We start from the raw sequence: 18,672 nt of genomic DNA, 5'->3' as shown, positions 1-18,672 counted from the left end.
CTCAAGCCACCTTGCTCGCTACCCATGCCCGCACCTGCGCCGGGTCGAAGCGCAGATGCTTGCCCAGGCGAACGCCCGGCGGCCCTTCACTGCGATGCCGCCACTGATACAGCGTCTGGACGGGCACGCCCAGGAAGGCCGACACGTCATCGATGGTCCACAGCCGGTCACATGTGGACAGCGGCTGCGGCTCCTCTGTGTGCTTCTGAACCCTCATGGTCTGTCCCCTTCACCTTTGCCGAATGACTGTCCACAGGCCAGTTGAGGTGGCGATTCCCGCTGCACAGCAATGGTTTTCGCCTGCTCGTACTGTGCCTTCCAGGCCCGGTGTTCGCGGACGGAGGCGAGGATCACAGCCGGGTAGTCGCGCTGGTCGACCGGCACGTCCTCCCACACGAAGCGGGGCAGCCCGTCGTCGTCGAGGACGTCGGCGGCGCACCGGTCCGCCTCGGGGGCGTCGATGCCGGCGGCTTCGAGGGCTTGCCGGACGACGGCGGCCCGGTCGGCGCGGTGCTCGGTGAGGGTCTTGCCGGACCACTGGCGGGAGACCAGGACCCGGCGGCCGCCGATGCCCAGATTCTCCCGGTCGTGGTGTGGGGCCGGACACATCCCGGGTGTCAGGCCGGGGCCGGCGGCGTCGGGTTGGATGCCGTAGCGGAGCCAGTTCGCGCATTCCGGTGTGCAGGGCAGCCACAGCACCTGTTCGTGGAGGCGACCGATGTGCGCCTCGTACGCGGTGTGCTGGTCTTCGGTGAGGCCGGAGGTGGCCGGGTCGGCGTAGGTGTCGGCGACGGACTTGGTCAGGTACTTGCACAGGTACCCCACCGCCCGCTCGGAGTCCTTGGACCCGCCGATCAGTCCCTTGACGTCCGTCTGCTGCCCGAACCGCACCACGTGGGCGGGCCTGGCGTCCGGGTCGTCGTCGAGCTCGTCGAGAGCATCGCGGAACGTGGTCAACGGGTGGCCGGTCTCGGGGTCGCAGTACCCGCCGGCCTCCCGGTCCCACACCGGCAGCCGGTCGCCCTGGTATCGGATCTCGTCGAAGGCGGGCCACCACAGCTGGAAGTAGGTGGCCTTGGTGACCTGCCGGATCGTCTTCCGCGGGATGGCACCGCGGATGGCGGCGTGCAGGTGCGGGGCGAGGCGGCGCTGGGCCTCGACGGCGGAGAAGTACTGGACCTTGAACCCGGCGCAGCGGCGCAGGTTCTGCCAGAGCCGGTCGACCAGCTTGGGGAAGTGCAGCGCGTCCAGGGCGGCGCGGCGGTAGTCGTACCGGGCCGGGTCGGCGGGGATGCCAGTGCCGGGGATGACCTTGCCGTAGGACGGCAGGGTCCAGGTGATGAACATCGACGGTCGGTAGCAGGTGCCGTCCGGGGCGGTGAACGCCTGCCCGGTGGTGCGGTCCTCCATCGGGACCCGGGGAAGGCCCGGCGCGTCTTGCCGTCTGCGAGTTGACCGAACGCGCCGCTCACACTGAGATTGCTCGACCTCCCCCGGGCCCTCCTCGACCTCATGCCCGCCTGGTTCCTCGCCGAAACCCCGCTCGGGCAGGGGCGGGTCCTCGGTCAGGTGCCAGCCCTCCCGGCACTGCTGCATCCGCACCCGGCGGGCCTTGGTCGCACACGGCGGGCACACTGACTCCCTCGTGGAGCCGCACCGAATCGGCACCGTCCGCACATCGCCGGTAGCCCGGTCGGTGACCTTCCGCAGCAGCGGTCGCACACACACGCCTTCGTTGGCGGCGAGCGTGTAGGCGAGGTCGACGTCGACCGGAGCGCCATCCGGGGCGAGCATCAGGTCACACCCCGATCCGTCGCGGACTTCTCGACCCCTGCCGTGGGGGTCGAGGTGGTCCGAGCTTTGCGGGGCTTGCGTGGCTTGCGCTGTGGCGCAGCCGACGCCGGCGGGCGCTGATCCTCTGACCGGGCCGGCGCCGGCGTCTCCGGTGCAGTGGGCGGCTCGGCCCGCGGTGGGGCTGGAGCATCGAACGGCCCAGCGGGGACCGGGGCCGGTCGTGGCGCGGTTAGGGCTGGCCACGCCGTTACTCGGCTCGCGAGGGCCGCAATGTCATCGTCAGCGAGGTAGCTAGCGCGCACGCGGCGAACGGCGCGGGTGCCCTCGACCCTCACGAAGGCGACACCGGGCGTGGTCTCGCAGATGTGGTCGGCGGTGGCGCCGACGTCGCGGGCCCCTTCACCAAGGACCATGTCGACCTGGATCGGGTTGTCCAGGCGCATCGCGACCCGAGTGGGAAAAAGGTCACGCCAACCGACGACGTCCTTGCCGGGATCCTGTACCGCCGCCAACACGGTGATGCCGACCGCCCGGCCCTTGGTCAGCAGCAGCCCCAGCGCCTGCTCGATCCGGCGCACCACCGACCGCTCGGCGAACGCGGTCAGGGTCGCGAGCTCGTCGATCACCGCGAGGACGTGCGGGGAGTCGGGTGAGGGTTGGTGCTTGCGGATGCCCTGAGTGGCCAGCCGCTTGGCGCGGGCGTCCATGACGGCGACGAGGTCCTCGAGGAGGTCGCACATCGTCTCAGGAGTGCCGTCCTCGAACCGGGAGAACAGCCGGGCGCCGGGGCGCAGCTCCATGCCGCCCTTGGGATCGATGGCCCACACCTGCACCCAACCGTCGTTGATGGCCGGAGACAGCCCATTCAGCAGCGACCAGAGGATGGAGCCCTTGCCCGCACCAGTTGCTCCGGCGATCAGGACGTGGGTCTGCCACAGGGAGAAACACCAGGGGCTGCCGTCCTCGTGTCGCCCGATGGGTATCCCGGCGAGGTTGACCCGGTCGGCCGCCTGGACCGGCAGCGGGCGGATCGTGGTGGCGAGGACGTCCTTGCGGTGCAGCTCGATCACCACGCCACCCGGGCCGGAGGGGGCGATGCGGGCCTCCCGGGCGCGGAAAGCGTGAGCGATAGCGTCCGTCTTCGCGGCGACGTCGTCCGGCGTCAGCCCGGCGGGCAGGCCGATGCCCAGGCGCTCGACGCCGGCCGGAGTGACCTTCACCCACGCCAACCCGGCCACCTCCCCAGCACGGCGACGGCGCGGCCCGTGGTCGTGCACCACCAGTCCGACCCGGGGAGCGATACGCCGCCAGGCCACCTCGTAGGCGACCGTCTTCCACGCCGCCGACAGCTGCGGCCGCACCCACCGCCCGAACGTCCCAGGCCCAAGCAGCCGCCACGCGATGAGCGTGACCACGAGGGCCAAGGTCGTCCAGAGGGCGACGGGCCGCCCATAGGTGACGCCGACCGCGACAAGCACGGCAGCCGGGACGGCGAGGAGGGGGACGCGGACCGCGAACACCACCAGGGCGACCACGGTCCGCACCACCCACCACACCAAGCGCAGCACACCCTCGATGAGCACCGGCACGATGTCATCGGAGTCGAACAGCGCACCCCTGCTCTGCCCGCCCATGACTCAGGCGCTCCGCCGGACCGCGACTGCCGCGTCATGGACCCGGGCCTCAGCCGCCCCCAGGGCGGAGGTGGCCCGCCACAACGAGCGGGAGACCTCCGCATCCGGAACGTCACCGAGGCGACGCTGCGCCGCGACGAGCTCCCCGCGCAGGTCCTCCAACCGGCGCAGCTCCCCGGTCAGCGCACCGGGCAGGTCGGCCGGGTCGACACCAAGCGAGTCACCCCACGCGAGGGCCTCCTGGAGCCGCATGACTTAGGCCGCCTTCCCGGCGGCGGGTGTCGAGGCGGTGGCGGACTTGGCGTCCGCGACTCGGTCCGCCGACCACGACTCCACCAGCCCACCGGCCTGGTTGACCCGCACCTCCGCGCGCAGGTCGACGAACTCGACCCGGGCGTACTCCTCCAGCACCGGACGCTGCGGCATCCCGACGATGACCCGGCCTGTCACGCTGGACTCCCGGCCCCAAGAGGTCTGCTTGTAGATCACCTCCACCGACCACAGCGGCATGCCGGTGTCCTCGTCCCGCGCCTGGATCTCCGACGGACGACGCTTGCCGTCCCGCTCCTCCCACTCCTTGACCTCGTCGACGATGCCGGTCGCCCGCATCGCCTGACGCTTGCTGTCCACCGCGTACGACGTCATGTCTGCCTCCTAACAAGAAGCCTGGATGGCTTCGACAGACCAAGACTTGACCGACCAATAGGGACGCTTTAACCCCCCGAATGGGACAAATAGGGACGTTTCTCTCTAGGCTCGGACCATGCCAAACGCCCGACTCAGGAACGCAATGACCGCCGCGGAGATCACTTCTCGGGGACTCGCTGAAGCTGTCGGCGTTGACGCCAAAAGCGTCGAACGGTGGATTACCAAGGATCGCCAGCCGCATCCCGCTACGCGGATCAAGGTGGCAAAGCTTCTCGGCTTCGAAGAGACCTACTTCTGGCCAGCCCTTCTCGGCGGTGAGGGAGCTTCCGGAGCCACTCGGGCAGAACTGGTGCAGTTCTGGGCTCGGCGAAACGACGTCCCCCCGGATGTGTGGCGCAGCTTGATCGAGCAGACCCGCGATCGGATGGAAATCCTTGTCTACTCCGGCGGCTTCTTGGTCGAGTCGTTCAACCTCGTCGACGTCATCCGGGCGAAGAGCGCAGAAGGAGTCACCGTCCGCCTGCTGCTCGGAGACCCAGCATCCGAAGCCGTTCGCAACCGTGGGAAAGAAGAGGGCCTACCGACCCTCCCCCAGCGCTGTCAATCAACGCTTGAGTACCTGCAGGAAGCCGTCGCCCTGCCACAGGTCTCGATCCGCGTTCACAGCACCCCTCTCTATGCCAGCCAGTTCCGGTTTGACAGTTCGATGCTGGTCAATACCCACACGTACGGCTCCTGGGCAGCCCGTTCTCCCGTTCACCACCTCCAACGCGTCCCGAGCGGCCAACTGTTCACCTACTACTCGGACACCTTCGACCGCGTCTGGGCGACAGCCAAACCCGTAGGCTGATCCGCGTGGCTCGGCGAATCGATTACTACGACGACCCAGACGCACCCAAGGCGAACAGCATCCGGCCCAGTGCGGGCGCCTTCGTGCAGCGGGAGGGCAAGATCCTGCTGATCCAGCGCTCCGATAATGGCAACTGGTCCATGCCAGGCGGGGCACAGGACCCAGGCGAATCGCTCACGAGAACCGCCGTCCGGGAGACCCTCGAGGAGTCAGGCGTCCACGTGCGAGTCACTGGCCTGGTGGGCATCTTCACCGACCCTCGTCACGTCGTCCACTACACAAGCAACGACGAGGTGCGGCAGGAGTTCACAGTCATCTATCGGGCCGACTACGTAGACGGTGACGCCACTGAGAGCGACGAAAGCACCCACGTGGGCTGGTTCACCGCTGACGAGATTGTTGAGCTCAGGATGGACCCGAGCCAGCGGAAGCGCCTGGAGTGGGCGGTCAGCCGGGAAGAGCCCTACATCGACCCGGAGGGCGACTGACCCGCAGCCAACAGTTCCGCTCTGGCGCGTGCGATGAACTCGGTCACGGGATCTCCCTCCCCATAGCGTGACTCGATCTCAGCCAGACGCTCCTCGACGGTGACGGTCTCTCCGGTTGGCCCTGTCGTCATGTCCGCCCAGGTGATCAAGCGATGGAGCTCCGGCCTAGCCTCCGAAATCGAATATGGCTCGTAGACCGATTCGGGCAGGCCCCTCACTGCCGCTTCGATGTGACTGCAGGAGTGATGTGCGACGAGGTGGCACACCAAGTCCCGGAACCCATGTCGCCGAAGGAAGGCAGCACCGTCGATCGCATGCATCCCGGTGTTCGGGTGGGCGTAGCCAATGTCATGCAGCAGTGCAGCTGAGATGACATCCGCGCGAAGTGCAGGATCGATCCACTGAACCGCCCTGCTGGCGACCTTGCGCCCAACCTCGACGGAATGACGCTGGCGCGTCGGAGTCAGGCCCGCCATCAGGTCCGCGTAGACCGTCAGAGTTGCATCGCCCACATAGGGACGGTACCTCGGACCGGGGACACGTCAGTGGCTGCGAAGTGAGCCGGCCTTAAGTGAGAGCGCGTGCAGCCACCTCACAAGGATCACCAACCGGCGGGGGGCGCCCTTCTTCGTGTCACGAGGCGGTCGCACGTCTAGGAGGCGTCACAAGTGCGTTGGAGGAGCCACCAAGAAGGCCAAATGGGGCAATTTCCTGCCAATCACGTGCGAACCCCGTAGGTTGACGCCAGCCTGGCCTGTGCGCCCCCGCGTGAGGGCCGACAACGGGACAGCGACATGACGGAACTCGTGAGGAAGATGCCTTGACACACATTGAGAGCTTCACCATTCATGGACTCGCGGGGAGAACCAAGCCCGTATCACATGAATTGCAGCCCGACGTGAATGTGTTTTTCGCAGGCAATGGTGCGGGAAAGACGTCGCTCCTGAAGATTCTGCACTCGGCTCTATCGAACGACTCTGAGCCCCTACATCGAGTTCCATTCGAGTCCGCAGAAGTGCACTTCGTGAGTGAAGCCCGAGGTCGCGTTGTCAGGACCTTGAGCCGAAAGGACAACAAGGAAGGTCACTGGGAGACCCTCTGGGACTCCGAGGCCGAAGAGCCTGTTGAAGTCTGGGTCTTGGACGACCCCACTTGGCAATCGAAGCCAAAGGAGTTCGCGAGGCTGAGGTTCCGTCACGGATACCTGCCGATCTCCCGCATATCCGAGGGCGGACGCGTGGGTCCTCGGCGATCGCAAGCAATGGTCCAGAAGCGCGACAATTCTGTTATCACAGAGGCGGCTTACGACAAGCAGTTCGCGGCAGGCATCGAGGACAGGTGGAGGACGTATGCCACCGAGGCACTAGTGCAGATCAGAGAGGCTCAGGAGTACGGCCTGGCGGAGGTCCTCGATGCTGTCCTTCGCGGTCCAGGCCGCTCTGGATATGTCTCGGAGGTTAGTCCTCGGGAGGCGTACGCCATGGTGCGCGAGTTCTTTGGGGCACAGGCTCGCGTGCCGTTCAAGGTGGGGAGTTCAGCAAGCTTTATCAGGCGGTACGAAGACGATCAGTTGCTTCGCGAGATCGTCGCTCGAATTGAGCAGGTGCAAGAGCGGATCAACAAAGCCCAAGAACCTCAGCGTCGGCTCGAGGCTCTGGTCAAGGAACTGTTCGCCGCTAATAAAGAGATCCACTTCAAGCCTGATGGAATCACGGTAGAGGTCTCGAAGGCCAAGGTTCCGCTCGAATCTTTGTCCAGCGGGGAACGTCAACTGCTCCTGCTGATGCTGGAGTGCCTTCGAGCGACCAACAACGTCGTGATCATCGACGAGCCAGAGCTGTCGATGCACATCGATTGGCAACACCGCCTAGTGAGCACTCTGCAAACGGTTAACACAGAGATGCAACTGGTGATGGCTACTCACTCACCGGAGGTCATGGCGGAAATCCCGGACAAGAGCGTGCATGAACTATGAGCCGTCCTGCATACAGCTACGCCGGGTTTCGTCGTCGGCTGCAGATTAGTAGGGCCCGACTCCACGTCATGTTCGAGGGGCGCGCCCACGACCCCTACTTTTATGGGGGGATCTTAGAGGCGTCCACGACCCTCCGCAGTGACGAGGTGCAGCTGATACCAATCGAGGTCGTATCAGGAACCGGCGGAAAAGCCGCACTGCTTTCCCTGTTCGACTGGAGTCGAAAAAAGGGCGTTCTTCGCACACAGAAGCGTTCAGGCGAGTCAGTTCTCGTCTTTATGTTGGATCGAGATAGTGATTTCATGACCGGCGGCACGCGCCGTTCGCCCCACGTGGTCTATACGAAGAGATACGACGTTGAGGCCGAGATCTTCGCTAACGCGGATGCGGAAAAGGCATTGGGGTCGCACCTCAGCCTTACGCCGCAGGAGGCCAACGCCCTAGTTACACATCTCGGCGACTGGCGCGGCGATCTAGCGAACCTGTGGCGAACGTGGATTCTGCTTTGCTGCATCGCGCGAGTAACACGAGCCCAGTGCGACGTGACATTCGCCCGCGCATCCGCCGTTAATGACCCCCGATATTCGCCGGAAGATGCCCACCTCGTTCGCGCTAAGGAGTCATCCCTACGGCGGGTCACTGGACTGAAACACGTTGACTACGCGGACCTTAGATCCCGCATGGATCGGCGGCTGACGCGCCTTTACGAACGAGGCGAGGCTGATCAAGTCTTGAAGGGCAAATGGCTTCCTGGCTACTTGGATGAAGCTGTGAAGGGTGGCTTGCCGGGCCGCCACGTCAAGAACAAGGGAAAACTGGGCTCTTCCATCACCGAGAGTTTCGCAGCAGCGCTGAGCTTCAACGGTGCCTGGGTGCGGCATTACCTCGACCCCTTGGAAGCGCTGTGAGCAAGATGCACTTCAGACCCACGGTCGGTGCCATGCGAGGCGGGGCCATCCATCGGACCCGCGCAGACCTCGCAGCTGCCCCCAGCCGGCCACAACCGGAATGGCTTTTCTCAAGCTGACCGACGCCACCACCAAGTTGCCGAGTACACCTCTTAGGAATCAAGGCGGCGCTTCGCGCCGCGAGGGCCGGGGCCCCGCGATGGGGCCCCGCGCTCCGGGCGCTTCGCGCCCTACGCGCACCCCATCGCACCCCGTCCCTTGAACGCTTCCTGCTGCGAATCTGCGGCAGGATGCCCGGCATGCAGTTCCTCGCCGGCACTCTCTTCGGGATCGGCCTGTGCCTCCTGTGGTCCTGGGCATCGGCGCGTGCCCGTGGCTGAACAGAACGCCGAGACCTTGGCAACCGTCTGCACAGTGCTGGGCCTGGGGCACGCGTGGGTTCCGGTGCTTGAGCATCTAGCCGATGATCTGTCCGAGCCCCGCGCATGGCGTCGGCGCTTCGTGGCCGAGACTGAGCCGGTAACCGTTGGCGATCTGCGAGTCGTAGCTCTGCGCATGCGTGGACTTGGACCGACCCGGATTGCTGGCCGGGTCGGTCGTCGTTCGATCCCACCGCGGCATCAGATCGACCGGATCTGCCTGGCCGTCGCTGTGCGCCTTGGAGCCGGGGAGGGCGAGGCGCAGGCGGTGGCAGGTCGGCCCGGGAGGACGGGCAGCCAGCTGGTCGAGAAGGGCCTTCCCCGGTTCACCGATGATCCGGTCTCCCAGGACGCCTTCGACCGGCTCTGGCGCCAAGGTCTGTCACGCCACGAGATCCGAGCCGCCATGGAGATCGGCCCGAAGGCCCTGAAGGCGCATGCAGAAATGGCCCCACGTCGCTGGACCGGCAAGGACATTCAAGCCTTCTTTGGCTGGTCCCCGGCGAACCACGGCCTACGACTGTCCCGTGGTCACTTTCCTCCGCCCGACGGGCGCGACGGCAGCAGGGACTGGTGGTGGCCGGCCACCATCACCGAATGGGCTGCCACCCAGCCGTTTGTCCGGTGCCCGCACTGCAACGCTTCCGTCGCGCGGCTGAAGCAGCACCTCACCAAACACGCACGGGACGGCGAACACCTCCCGTAGTCGGCGCGCCGGATCGCCTTCGACCCGGCGCCGGAGCATCCGCCCACCTCCGGGGAGCATCAAGGGCGCTTCGCGTCACTGCGTGATGGCCTGCGGCCACCCTTGACCCACCCACTCCGGCAGGCTCCCCTGCTCCGCTAAGGGTCGGCGGCTCGCTGTGGTCCCGCAGGCCGAGGGCGGCGGCTAGCCAAGCAGGTCGGCGAACCCGGTCAGATCAAAGACCCGTTGAACGGCCAAGCCCGCCCCATAAAGAGCGACGCTCAAACCGTGGTCACTCCACCGCTTGTGGGCGCCCGCCAATGCGCGGGCCCCGGCAACATCGCAAAACCACAGCCGACGCAGATCGACCAGAACCCGCGGCGGCTGGAGTAACAGCACTTGGTCCACGACCGGTTCGAGCAGATCCTTGGACGCCACGTCCAGCTCGCCGGCCAGATCCAGCCGGACGCGCCGTGACTCGGTCGCAAGCCTGACGCTGAGGTCCCTCATCGGCGCTGATCTGCCCATGTCGACTACCTACCCCCAAAACAGGCTCGGCACTCCGGCGGCCACGAGGTCCGGAGCCGCCGGAGCATCACCTAGGACCGGTACAACACCGGTTCTAGAGCGCCCACTGCTGGACTTCGTTCTCGTCAATCGCTGACTCCACCGTCAGGAAGCGTCCGCGTCAACGCCGCGCAAGGCCTGGCAGTGCCAGCCCATCATCGATGGTCGGTCTCGCTTCACACCTCAGCCTCATGGCCTAGACGCATCGGGCCGAAAGTCCCACTCTGCAGGTTCATACCCTGATGACCGAGGCCGCCCGGAGCAGGGGAGCTACACGGGCGGCCTGACCGCAAATGCAGTCCTCACAACGCGTGACACGTTGTGGCGGGGGCCGCGAAATAGGGGGGCGCGGCCCGGCAGACACTCGGTGGGGGACATCGAGTACTGCGACCCATATCTTGCCACGGATAAACCTGACTTATGGCCATTCCCTCATCCCATGCCGGTAGGGGCCCGAACGCTGGCGGCCGGCTCCCAACGCGTGTGACGCGGATTACAGCCCGTTTCCATCCTCCGTTCGGCGGAGGCGGGCCCCGTCGGCAGTAAGCGTTTACAGGCGGACGGATACGTTGCCGTGGTGCTGCTGTTCTCCAATCCCCTGACGGAACTCAACCAGCCTCGTCGCGTCCCTGTCTGCATCTGTGGCGGGTTATGGGGCTGCACAGGGGAGTGTGAGGAGGAGCTCGGCTCGGACCGCCGAGATGGACGAACCGACTGCATCAGCCGTCGCTAGCACAACCACACGACCGTGTGCCGCAGGCACATGGGGCAACGCCACTTCACGGCAAAACGGCCCCGCTCGAGGATCGTCGGAACCAGCGACCGAGGGACGCGCTCCATGGCCACGTCACAGCGATCGCAAAGAGGCGGGGACTGGGCCGCTCTGCGGTGGGACATCGGAGCATCTTCGACGGATCCCAACCTTGTTGGACATGACTCGTTGGAACCATTTTGACGTCGAGACACTCCCCACGGAGGCGGGCATGGTGCAGCCTCCGCGACCAGGGGGACCAGTACAGCGGAGGCTGTCACCACCGGCTCATGTCGGGAGCCGATTCACCGGGTCCGGGCGTTGCAATGGGGGTAGACAAGCCCGTCGTTAGAGTGTGCGCCTGCAAGGAACGCAGCACCATACGTCGAAGGTCTTAGCCGAGCCCCACTGCGGTGAACCTTCAGCAAGACCGTTCAGGGCCGCCCGCAGCGTCCCCCTACCAGTCGCAGCGGGCGGCCCTATCCGTCAGTGTGTGATGCCTTGGCCTCTGCCCGCACGCCATTTCACTCACTTTGAGACGGCCGCCAAGGACCCGCCTCAGCCCTTGGAGGACCTCGGGTCCCGGCCGCGCGGGTAAGTGTTGCGCTCCCCTATCGTGCCGTCCTGCTTCTTGATGATGTGTTCAACACCGCGGTCCTTGGCCATCTCCCGGCCCTTTGCCTGGGCGGCTGCCTTGGTGGGCGCAGTGTTGGATGCGCGCTGGTTACCCTGCGCACGATTCTTCCACTGGCCGTCCTCGAAATACGTCTCGATATCGCCCTTGCTCATGGTCCCCCTCATTTCCGCCCGCAGGCGCTGCGTCCAGGTCGTCTGCCTACTAATACACCGCGCCCCTAGGAATGTCTCGCATCCGCCAATCGGCGAATCGCGAGCCCGCGGTCAGGCCGAAGCGCTACCCGAGAGGCGGTTCGCACAGTGGGTGCCGTCGAGCTCGGCGAAATCAGAGGCGCGCCCTCCCAGCTGCACCGTTCAACCTACCGTGCGCGGCCTCATCGACAGGGAAGGATGCGCGCATGAGCACCGAGTCACGCGTCGACCGCTGGGAACGACGGGCAGAGTGGCCACTGACCGTCGCGGCGCTGCTGTTCCTAATCGCCTACGCCTGGCCCATCCTCGACCCTGAGCTGCCCTCCGGCGTTCGTCACGCGCTTGGGCTGGTGGCCTGGGCGGCGTGGGCCCTGTTCGCCGTCGACTATGTGGTCCGCCTTGCTCTCGCCACCAACCGCGGCAAGTTCTTCTTCCGGAACATATTCGACCTGCTGGTGGTCGCGCTGCCCCTCCTCCGCCCGTTGCGCCTACTTCGACTCGTCACTCTCCTACACGTGCTGAACCGACACGCCGGTGGATCGCTCCGAGGCCGCGTCGTGGTCTACGTCGCCGGGGCCGCGTCGCTCATCCTCTTCGTCGCAAGCCTGGCCATCCTCGACGCCGAGCGGGGACGGGAAGGCGCCAACATCGAGTCATTCGGTGACGCGCTGTGGTGGGCCCTCACCACGGTCACCACCGTGGGATATGGCGACCGCTTCCCGGTGACCGGCACCGGGCGGGCCATCGCCGCTGGTCTCATGCTCTCGGGCATCGCCCTGATCGGAGTCGTGACCGCCACCTTCGCCTCGTGGCTCATCGAGAAGGTCCAAGAAGTCGAAGACGCAGCCCAAACAGCGACGCGCAGAGACATCGAAGCGCTCACCGAGCAGGTCGCCGAGCTGCGCCGAGCCCTGCAATCCACAGCAGCTAGGCAGTAGCCGGTGGCGTGCGATTGGCGTGCGATTAGCCGGGGTCAACGGCGGTCAGCCACCGCACGTAGTTGAGGATTAGCAGCTCTCAAGCGCCGGAAGTTCCGTCCTGTCCGAATTCCCAAGTTGGACATCCGCCAGGACAGCGGCATGAGCGGACGTCGCGTCCGCACCAGAAACGCTCACAGGCCAGGCGAGCGCTCAACCTCGCCCCATCTGCCGGTCGTGCGTGGCCAAGAGCATCTCGGCCACGATGGTCGCCTGCCGAATCATGAAGCGTGCCGCTTCGACGCTGACCCCAGAAGGCAGCGTTCGCCCGTGACCAGTTCCGTGGTCGTTCCGAAGTTCGTTCACGGCCTCAACCACTGTCCGAATGGCCTGATACACCTTTCGGATCTGTTTGCCACCCTCCGTAGACACGTCAACCTGCCCGGGCATGACGCCCAGCTGCTCCATGCTGAGGGCCATGACCTCAGGGAAGTCCATCCTTCGGTCAGGCAAGCGATTACCCTCCTCCAGCACAAACTTACCCACTGACTCCAAGAGCTCCTTGGCAGTACCAAGGAGCAGCGCGGCATCCTCGGTGTTTCGACGAAGACGGTTTAGCTGATCATTCAAAGCCTGGCGGTCCCCAACTTCGAGGTGAATCTCACCGAGAGGTTCAAGACGTCCCTCCTCATCCAATGACCAGCCTTGATGCCGCAACGCGCTTCGCAGCGCGGACTTCTCCATGTCGAGGTTCGAATCAGCGAAAATGCCGTTCACGCGGTACACGCTCAGCAGTTCCTCCACAAGTCGGCGCCCACCGGAGGGCTGGCGCCAGACTGCTCTCCCCGCTTCCGTGATCCTTTCGACCTTGTTCAAGTTCTGTACTGAGCCCGGAACGTACGGCGTAAGATCAGCCAGCCCCGCCGCCAGGAAGGCTGAAGTCAGCGACGAGTGCGATGGGCCGGCGCCGCCTCTGACGAAGGCGCAGAGCGCCGCGACGACTTCGCCGTTTACGGGGTTCTCCATGCGTGAACAGTAGACGTCTATACCCGTTCAACTACGGAGACGATGCGCCTCCACTTGGCGCCCACATTGGAACGATTGCGCCGATCGCGGCATGTGAGTGCGATGCACTTCCAGAGCGTGCAGGATGTCTGTTCGTGCCTCAAGACTCCATGCCGACGCTCGAGTCCCGACTCCGACAGATGGCCTCGCAGGAACAACGTCGGACGGCGACCGAGCTCGCGTCCGTCGTGTTTCCCCTCGCAGAACTCGGTTCGCTCGGACTGCCGCCTGGGGGACTTGGTCCTATCGCCGACGCGATTCGGGCGCGGACCAGCATCACGGCAGTTGACGAGGCGCGCCACGCTTTGATCACCATCCCGGAAATGGGCCGGGACGAGGAGCCCGAGGGTCTTGCCTGGTTCGCGTTGGGGGCACTCGTCGCTTGGGTCTACGCGGCCGATGCGAACACGACCTCACCCTCCGACGGGGTCGTCCACACCTTCAACCGCGTGTCCGAACTTCTGGACGCGATCGACGACGATCTCGGGGATACCCAGCTGCTGAACCAGCTGCTGCTTGTGATGAACGGCATGGGCAGGACGACCGAGTCGTGGGCCACGCTGTCCCAAGGCGTACGGGAAGCCGTCGATCGGCTTCGCTCTCGCTAACTCGAGGTTGCCCGCTCATCGGCAAGAGAGGACGGCTCGAGCTCCTAATCAGGCCACCCACGTCAAGGCCAGGCCTGCTCGTCGTGCCCTAACCGTGCCCAATAGGTGGTCCCGTAGGTGGTCTCAGGTCACTTCCGGGCAATGCCTCTGAGCACGAATGTGCCTAGGTGGGACCACTTCCAAGCAGGCCACCGGCTGCACCATTAGCGCTCTTTCGGAATCGGGCTACGACAGTGCGTCCCTGACTGCTTGCCTAACCATGCCGCTGAGATCGACGTCCTTGCAGAGGTCCCCCAACGAGAACGGCACACCGCTGTCGAAGATGGCCTCGATGACTGCTGACGCTGGAATCCAAACCATCCGGCTGGGCAGCTCTTCATCACCGACGGTGTTGGCGAACCAGGAGCCGCCTGTGCGCTCGAAGTCACTGGCCAACCGACGGATCCGATCGGCAAGGACAGCGTCATCAGCGACGGAGATTCGAAGAGTCCCTTGCGAGTGTTGTACGTCCAAGTGCGCCATAGGGGGAAGATTAGGCGGGGCCTCCGACATCGGAATCTAAGCGTGCTTGTGGCACGTTTGTGGCACAGCGGACGACCAAACGTCACCACCGCCAGCCAGCCAACGACAAGCATCCACGCACGAATTCGCGAAGGGTCGATCTCTGCTTGCGCCGGCCGATGCGACTCCTAAAGCGGGTGTCGCAGGTTCGAATCCTGCCGGGGGCACTGTGTGATGTCTCAGGACATTGAGGACGCCCGAACCCACGGAAACGTGGGTTCGGGCGTTCGTCAGCAGAAGCCGCCGGGTACGCGCCTCATCGGACAGATCCGCCGCGCCCGGTCAACAGGTGTGGCAAGCGATCGCGGTCCTGCGAGCTCACTGGGCCGGCCCGGGCAGGAGTGCCGCCCGGAGAAAGCGGTACACGAGGTCGATGTAGGGGTCGGTGTCCCATCCGAACCTCAGGACCAGGATCTCGTACAGCTCGCCTGCGCCCAGCATGAGGATGTCGCGAGCCTGTTCTGGAGACAGGCCGGGTCGCACGTAGCCGCCGCGCAGGAGGTACCCGAGGTTGTGCTCCATGCGGGTTCGTCTGCTGGACTCGATCTCCTCGAGGAGCGCGGCCGCATCCGAGTCGGTGGCCGCCGCGACCTTCACGAGCGCATGGACAGGGGCACCCAGGGCGCTGACCTCCGCCGACAGCTGTGCCCAGTTGCGCAGGATGGTGTCGGGGTCGTCGGCGGTGAGGGACACCTCGTCCGAGCGTTCCTCGGCGGATCGCGGACCCTGCCCCATAAGGGCCCGGTCCCAGATGGCTCGCACGACGCCGGCCTTGGAGCCGAACGACTTGTAGACGAACTCGACGCTCACCCCGGCATCTTCCGCAAGTGCCGCCACGGTCGTCGCGGCATACCCGTCGCGTTCGAACCGTGCTCGGGCGACCTCGACGACGAGTTGGCGACGGCGTTCAGCGGCCTCGCGCCGCCCACTGGCGTCGTAGGCGCGCGGCCCCGAAGCACCGGTCTTGACGTCCCGCGGCATGGGGAGCACCCTTCTTGTATTGGATACAGAGGACTGTACCAAAAGTACACAGAGGTGATCACGATGCTCAACTCCACCCCGCTGCCCCCCACCTTGGACCGCTTGCTGGCCGCTACCAACGCCCACGACATCGATGGGCTCGTCAACTGCTTCTCCCCCGACTACCACCTCGCCATGCCCAACCACCCGGCCCGCGACTTCACCGGCAACGACCAAGTGCGGCGCAACTGGACCCAGTTCTTCACCCAGATCCCCGACATCGAGGGGTCCATCACCGCGACCGCCCGCGGCCCCGGGTCTGACCAGTGGTGGACCGAGTGGGAGATACGGGGCACCCGGCGCGACGGCGCCCCGCATCTGATGCGCGGCGTCATGATCTTCACGGTCGGCCCCGACGCTTCCGACCTGATCAGGGCCAACCGCTTCTACCTCGAACCCGCAGAGCCGAAGACGGGGCTGGACAACGACGCGTTCGTGGCCAGCCTCACCGATGGTGGCGAGCGGCCATGAGCGCGGGTGAGCTGGTCGTGGTGGTCGGTGGCACCGGTCGACTGGGACGCCAGGTGGTCCCGCTCCTGGGGAGCGCCGGCCGGTCGGTGCGGGTGGTCGCCCGTTCCGCTCCTGCAACGCCGGTGCCGGGAGCGGAGTTCGTCGCAGCCGACGTCCGGCGTCCGGACACGCTGCCCACGGCCTTGGCCGGCGCGGCGGTGGTCGTGTCCGCCATGCACGGCATGGACCCCACCTCCGGACAATCTCCCCAGTCGGTGGACGCAGAGGGCAACGCGAACCTGATCCGGGCGGCCAGGACGGCACACGCCCGGATCGTTCTGGTCTCGACGATCGGGGCCAGCCCCCACCACCCGATCGAGCTGCATCGGATGAAGGCGGTAGCCGAACAACTGCTGCGCTCCGGACCCGAGGACTGGACGATTGTGCGCGCCTCTGCCTACGCGGAGACCTGGGCCGCCGTCCTTGCCCAGACCGCCGAGCGATCAGGGAGACCCACGGTGTTCGGGCGCGGTGAGAACCCGATCAACTTCGTGACCGTTGCGGACGTCGCCTCCGCCGTCGCTCACGCCGCGACCGACCCAGCACTGCGCGGCCACACCATCGAGGTGGGCGGCCCCGAGAACCTCACCCTCAACCAGCTTGCTTCACGCGTCGTAGGTGGTGCCCCCGCGCCACGACACATCCCGCGCGGGGCACTCAGACTGATGTCGCTGGTGGCCATGCCGATCCGACCCACCCAGGCCCGCTTGGCGAGAGCTGCCCTGGCCATGGACCAGATCGACATGACCTTCGACCCGTCGCCGAGCCACGCGGCCTACACCTGGCTCGGGGAAACGAAGGTCACCGAACCCTGAGGTCGGCATTGATGACGTCAGAAGCGGCCGCAGGGCATGCGCACGGACCCGCGCGCTGCACCGTGGGTCCGTGCGTTGCCTTCTGTCCGGCGATGGCCTTACTTCACGGCATTGAGGGCATTTACCTCACCGGCCCCGAACCAGCTGTTGTGGCCGGCTCCCCCCTGGCAGGTCTGCGGCTGGCCGCCGTCCACTGCAGGGAAGAAGTCGTACACCGACGTGTCGGCTGGGCAGCTCAGGGCCGTGGCACCGCGCTGAAGCGCCGCCTCGAGCGCACCACCCTTGAGACCGTGCGCGCTGGACAGCAGGGCCGCGACACCGGCGGCGTGCGGGCTGGCCATCGAGGTGCCCTGCGCGTAGCAGTAGGTAGCGGCGCCATCGAGGACCTTGCGCGCACAGCCGCCCATCAGTGATGCCGGCCAGGTGGACAGGACGCGCCCGTTTGGCGCTGCGGCGGTCACTTGGAGGATGGAGTCGCCGCCGGGAGCCGCCACGTCAGTCGTCGAGATCCCGTACGAGGAGTAGAAGGACTTCATCTGCTTGTTGCCGGTTGCTGTGACGCCGATGACGCCGGGCACCTCAACCGGCACGACCGCGCAGGCGTTGGTGATGTCACGCGTCACCGGGGTGGTGTTGTCCGGGCTCGTGGCGTCCTGGGTCGGATGCGACAGGTCGTCTGCCTGGTTGCTCTCCGCCGCAACCACGGTGACGCCGTTCTGCTGGGCGAACTGGATCGCTCGGCGCTCGGCCGTCCACAGGGCACGCTGCTGAGGGTCGTTCTTGCAGTTGAACAGCCACGGGTCGGCGAAGTAGCTGTTGTTCGTGACCGCGACACCGTGGGTGCCTGCCCACATGAAGGCGCAGATCACTGCCTCAGGGAAGAAGAACCCGTCGGCGTCGCCAGCCTTGATACCGGCGATCCGCACCTGCGGGGCGACGCCGACGATGCCGATGCCGTTGGCAGCGGCCGCAATCGTGCCCGCCGTGTGCGTGCCATGCCCGTTGTCGTCCATCGCGGCGACCTTGCCCGGAACCGCCACACCGCTGACGCAGTTGGCACTGGCCGCGTCATCGACATTGGCTGCGAGGTCGGGGTGGGTGTAGTCGAGACCCGTGTCGATGTCGCCCACGAGGACGCCAGCCCCATTGTTGACGGCGTGCGCGTCGGGAGCCTTGATCTGGTTCATGTCCCACTGCAGCCCGGTGAGCGGGTCGCTCGTCCCAGCCGCGCCTACGGTGTCAGTCGTGCTCGTATCGGAACCGGTCGCTCCGTTGTCGATCTTGGTGGCGAAGCCATCGGTCTTGGAGACGCCCGAGACGCCTTTCGCACTGGCGGCCTTCGTGGCGAAGTCGGGGGCGCTGGAACGCGCCACGACAACCCCGATCTGCGAGTAGTCGGCCACCAAGGTCCCGCCAGCACTCGAGATGGTGGAAGCCGCGCCGGACGAGGAGGCGCCGCTGTCGTACAGGACGATGTAGGTGGAGCTAGAGCCGGTCGTGGCCGCGACAACCTGCGGCGCCTGCGCGATGACCACCCCGGCCGTCGTCAGGAGCAGGCCGCTGGTTGCAGCGAGAGCCCTGCGACGTGGGGATTGATTTCGCATTGACCTCGAACCTCCCGGGATGAGC

Annotated in this window: 21 protein-coding genes; 9 read left to right on the top strand and 12 right to left on the bottom strand. The window is 66.0% G+C overall.

The window, feature by feature from the left end; translation table 11 throughout:
- Position 1: 1 nt before the first annotated feature.
- From BMW78_RS15895 to BMW78_RS15875, 5 genes are read right to left on the bottom strand one after another with little or no spacing between them, the layout of a single operon-like run.
- Positions 2–217 (bottom strand): helix-turn-helix transcriptional regulator, encoded by a 216-nt coding sequence (locus BMW78_RS15895; protein ID WP_091761746.1) that lies wholly within the window; start codon positions 215–217, stop codon positions 2–4.
- Positions 214–1,794, bottom strand: a complete 1,581-nt coding sequence (locus tag BMW78_RS15890; RefSeq protein ID WP_342707740.1) for a replication initiator — start codon at positions 1,792–1,794, stop codon at positions 214–216. The genes BMW78_RS15895 and BMW78_RS15890 overlap by 4 nt, the downstream gene beginning before the upstream one ends.
- Positions 1,794–3,428: an FtsK/SpoIIIE domain-containing protein gene (locus BMW78_RS15885; RefSeq protein ID WP_091761744.1), complete on the bottom strand. Its 1,635-nt coding sequence runs from the start codon at positions 3,426–3,428 to the stop codon at positions 1,794–1,796. Before BMW78_RS15885 ends, BMW78_RS15890 begins: the two co-directional genes overlap by 1 nt.
- Before the next feature lie 3 nt (positions 3,429–3,431).
- Entirely contained in the window at positions 3,432–3,680 is a 249-nt protein-coding gene (locus tag BMW78_RS15880) for a hypothetical protein (protein ID WP_091761742.1), read from the bottom strand.
- A gap of 3 nt (positions 3,681–3,683) precedes the next feature.
- The gene (locus BMW78_RS15875) at positions 3,684–4,073 is read right to left on the bottom strand and encodes a hypothetical protein (RefSeq protein WP_091761740.1); all 390 of its coding nucleotides are present in this window, start codon (positions 4,071–4,073) and stop codon (positions 3,684–3,686) included.
- 118 nt (positions 4,074–4,191) lie between these two features.
- Here BMW78_RS15875 and BMW78_RS15870 point away from each other — a divergent pair, with 118 nt between their 5' ends.
- Positions 4,192–4,926: a helix-turn-helix domain-containing protein gene (locus tag BMW78_RS15870; RefSeq protein ID WP_218144380.1), complete on the top strand. Its 735-nt coding sequence runs from the start codon at positions 4,192–4,194 to the stop codon at positions 4,924–4,926.
- A 5-nt stretch (positions 4,927–4,931) separates the two neighbouring features.
- The gene (locus BMW78_RS15865; RefSeq protein WP_091761735.1) at positions 4,932–5,414 is read left to right on the top strand and encodes an NUDIX hydrolase; all 483 of its coding nucleotides are present in this window, start codon (positions 4,932–4,934) and stop codon (positions 5,412–5,414) included.
- Here BMW78_RS15865 and BMW78_RS15860 read toward each other — a convergent pair.
- The gene (locus BMW78_RS15860) at positions 5,390–5,926 is read right to left on the bottom strand and encodes an HD domain-containing protein (protein ID WP_091761732.1); all 537 of its coding nucleotides are present in this window, start codon (positions 5,924–5,926) and stop codon (positions 5,390–5,392) included. The genes BMW78_RS15865 and BMW78_RS15860 overlap by 25 nt on opposite strands.
- Before the next feature lie 308 nt (positions 5,927–6,234).
- Here BMW78_RS15860 and BMW78_RS15855 point away from each other — a divergent pair, with 308 nt between their 5' ends.
- The 3 genes from BMW78_RS15855 (at position 6,235) to BMW78_RS20540 (ending at position 9,422) form a co-directional block, all read left to right on the top strand.
- Positions 6,235–7,389 (top strand): AAA family ATPase, encoded by a 1,155-nt coding sequence (locus BMW78_RS15855; RefSeq protein ID WP_091761730.1) that lies wholly within the window; start codon positions 6,235–6,237, stop codon positions 7,387–7,389.
- Positions 7,390–7,457: 68 nt separating this feature from the next.
- A complete protein-coding gene (locus tag BMW78_RS20545) occupies positions 7,458–8,297 on the top strand; it encodes a hypothetical protein (RefSeq protein ID WP_143056299.1) in 840 nt (279 codons plus the stop codon).
- Between the two features lie 372 nt (positions 8,298–8,669).
- Positions 8,670–9,422 (top strand): hypothetical protein, encoded by a 753-nt coding sequence (locus BMW78_RS20540; RefSeq protein WP_143056298.1) that lies wholly within the window; start codon positions 8,670–8,672, stop codon positions 9,420–9,422.
- 183 nt (positions 9,423–9,605) lie between these two features.
- Here BMW78_RS20540 and BMW78_RS15845 read toward each other — a convergent pair whose 3' ends face one another.
- Both BMW78_RS15845 and BMW78_RS15840 read right to left on the bottom strand, forming a co-directional pair.
- Positions 9,606–9,911, bottom strand: a complete 306-nt coding sequence (locus BMW78_RS15845) for an STAS domain-containing protein (protein WP_177180432.1) — start codon at positions 9,909–9,911, stop codon at positions 9,606–9,608.
- Positions 9,912–11,277: 1,366 nt separating this feature from the next.
- Positions 11,278–11,508, bottom strand: coding sequence for a DUF2188 domain-containing protein (locus BMW78_RS15840; RefSeq protein WP_091761724.1), 231 nt, complete (start codon positions 11,506–11,508; stop codon positions 11,278–11,280).
- 245 nt (positions 11,509–11,753) lie between these two features.
- Here BMW78_RS15840 and BMW78_RS15835 point away from each other — a divergent pair, with 245 nt between their 5' ends.
- Complete coding sequence (locus tag BMW78_RS15835) at positions 11,754–12,485, top strand: potassium channel family protein (RefSeq protein ID WP_091761722.1); 732 nt, start codon at positions 11,754–11,756, stop codon at positions 12,483–12,485.
- A gap of 192 nt (positions 12,486–12,677) precedes the next feature.
- On the opposite strand, the gene BMW78_RS15830 is transcribed toward BMW78_RS15835, so the two are convergent.
- Positions 12,678–13,490, bottom strand: coding sequence for an abortive infection family protein (locus tag BMW78_RS15830; RefSeq protein ID WP_091761720.1), 813 nt, complete (start codon positions 13,488–13,490; stop codon positions 12,678–12,680).
- Positions 13,491–13,639: 149 nt separating this feature from the next.
- Here BMW78_RS15830 and BMW78_RS15825 point away from each other — a divergent pair, with 149 nt between their 5' ends.
- Positions 13,640–14,137 carry a hypothetical protein gene (locus BMW78_RS15825; RefSeq protein WP_091761717.1) on the top strand — a complete coding sequence of 166 codons (498 nt, stop codon included), beginning with the start codon at positions 13,640–13,642 and terminating at the stop codon, positions 14,135–14,137.
- A 225-nt stretch (positions 14,138–14,362) separates the two neighbouring features.
- Here the strand turns inward: BMW78_RS15825 and BMW78_RS21060 are convergent, their stop codons facing one another.
- Together BMW78_RS21060 and BMW78_RS15815 are read right to left on the bottom strand one after the other, a co-directional pair.
- Positions 14,363–14,572 carry a hypothetical protein gene (locus BMW78_RS21060; RefSeq protein ID WP_218144379.1) on the bottom strand — a complete coding sequence of 70 codons (210 nt, stop codon included), beginning with the start codon at positions 14,570–14,572 and terminating at the stop codon, positions 14,363–14,365.
- A 444-nt stretch (positions 14,573–15,016) separates the two neighbouring features.
- Positions 15,017–15,679 (bottom strand): TetR/AcrR family transcriptional regulator, encoded by a 663-nt coding sequence (locus tag BMW78_RS15815; RefSeq protein ID WP_091761713.1) that lies wholly within the window; start codon positions 15,677–15,679, stop codon positions 15,017–15,019.
- Positions 15,680–15,742: 63 nt separating this feature from the next.
- Here BMW78_RS15815 and BMW78_RS15810 point away from each other — a divergent pair, with 63 nt between their 5' ends.
- Both BMW78_RS15810 and BMW78_RS15805 read left to right on the top strand, forming a co-directional pair.
- Positions 15,743–16,189, top strand: coding sequence for a nuclear transport factor 2 family protein (locus BMW78_RS15810; protein ID WP_091761962.1), 447 nt, complete (start codon positions 15,743–15,745; stop codon positions 16,187–16,189).
- Positions 16,186–17,043, top strand: a complete 858-nt coding sequence (locus BMW78_RS15805) for an SDR family oxidoreductase (RefSeq protein ID WP_091761711.1) — start codon at positions 16,186–16,188, stop codon at positions 17,041–17,043. Before BMW78_RS15810 ends, BMW78_RS15805 begins: the two co-directional genes overlap by 4 nt.
- A gap of 98 nt (positions 17,044–17,141) precedes the next feature.
- On the opposite strand, the gene BMW78_RS15800 is transcribed toward BMW78_RS15805, so the two are convergent.
- Positions 17,142–18,647 (bottom strand): S8 family serine peptidase, encoded by a 1,506-nt coding sequence (locus BMW78_RS15800; RefSeq protein WP_177180431.1) that lies wholly within the window; start codon positions 18,645–18,647, stop codon positions 17,142–17,144.
- Positions 18,648–18,672: the final 25 nt, after the last annotated feature.

The sequence above is a fragment of the Pedococcus cremeus genome, from assembly GCF_900111375.1.
Classification (GTDB): Bacteria; Actinomycetota; Actinomycetes; order Actinomycetales; family Dermatophilaceae; genus Pedococcus_A; species Pedococcus_A cremeus.
This window is presented reverse-complemented; position numbering and strand designations above follow the sequence as displayed.

Bases quoted from the DNA above. Each gene is read 5' to 3' on its own strand.
- BMW78_RS15895 (WP_091761746.1), bottom strand. From the start codon at position 217: ATGAGGGTTCAGAAGCACACAGAGGAGCCGCAGCCGCTGTCCACATGT.
- BMW78_RS15890 (WP_342707740.1), bottom strand. From the start codon at position 1,794: ATGCTCGCCCCGGATGGCGCTCCGGTCGACGTCGACCTCGCCTACACG.
- BMW78_RS15885 (WP_091761744.1), bottom strand. From the start codon at position 3,428: ATGGGCGGGCAGAGCAGGGGTGCGCTGTTCGACTCCGATGACATCGTG.
- BMW78_RS15880 (WP_091761742.1), bottom strand. From the start codon at position 3,680: ATGCGGCTCCAGGAGGCCCTCGCGTGGGGTGACTCGCTTGGTGTCGAC.
- BMW78_RS15875 (WP_091761740.1), bottom strand. From the start codon at position 4,073: ATGACGTCGTACGCGGTGGACAGCAAGCGTCAGGCGATGCGGGCGACC.
- BMW78_RS15870 (WP_218144380.1), top strand. From the start codon at position 4,192: ATGCCAAACGCCCGACTCAGGAACGCAATGACCGCCGCGGAGATCACT.
- BMW78_RS20545 (WP_143056299.1), top strand. From the start codon at position 7,458: ATGTTCGAGGGGCGCGCCCACGACCCCTACTTTTATGGGGGGATCTTA.
- BMW78_RS15845 (WP_177180432.1), bottom strand. From the start codon at position 9,911: ATGAGGGACCTCAGCGTCAGGCTTGCGACCGAGTCACGGCGCGTCCGG.
- BMW78_RS15840 (WP_091761724.1), bottom strand. From the start codon at position 11,508: ATGAGCAAGGGCGATATCGAGACGTATTTCGAGGACGGCCAGTGGAAG.
- BMW78_RS15835 (WP_091761722.1), top strand. From the start codon at position 11,754: ATGAGCACCGAGTCACGCGTCGACCGCTGGGAACGACGGGCAGAGTGG.
- BMW78_RS15830 (WP_091761720.1), bottom strand. From the start codon at position 13,490: ATGGAGAACCCCGTAAACGGCGAAGTCGTCGCGGCGCTCTGCGCCTTC.
- BMW78_RS15825 (WP_091761717.1), top strand. From the start codon at position 13,640: ATGCCGACGCTCGAGTCCCGACTCCGACAGATGGCCTCGCAGGAACAA.
- BMW78_RS15815 (WP_091761713.1), bottom strand. From the start codon at position 15,679: ATGCCGCGGGACGTCAAGACCGGTGCTTCGGGGCCGCGCGCCTACGAC.
- BMW78_RS15810 (WP_091761962.1), top strand. From the start codon at position 15,743: ATGCTCAACTCCACCCCGCTGCCCCCCACCTTGGACCGCTTGCTGGCC.
- BMW78_RS15805 (WP_091761711.1), top strand. From the start codon at position 16,186: ATGAGCGCGGGTGAGCTGGTCGTGGTGGTCGGTGGCACCGGTCGACTG.
- BMW78_RS15800 (WP_177180431.1), bottom strand. From the start codon at position 18,647: ATGCGAAATCAATCCCCACGTCGCAGGGCTCTCGCTGCAACCAGCGGC.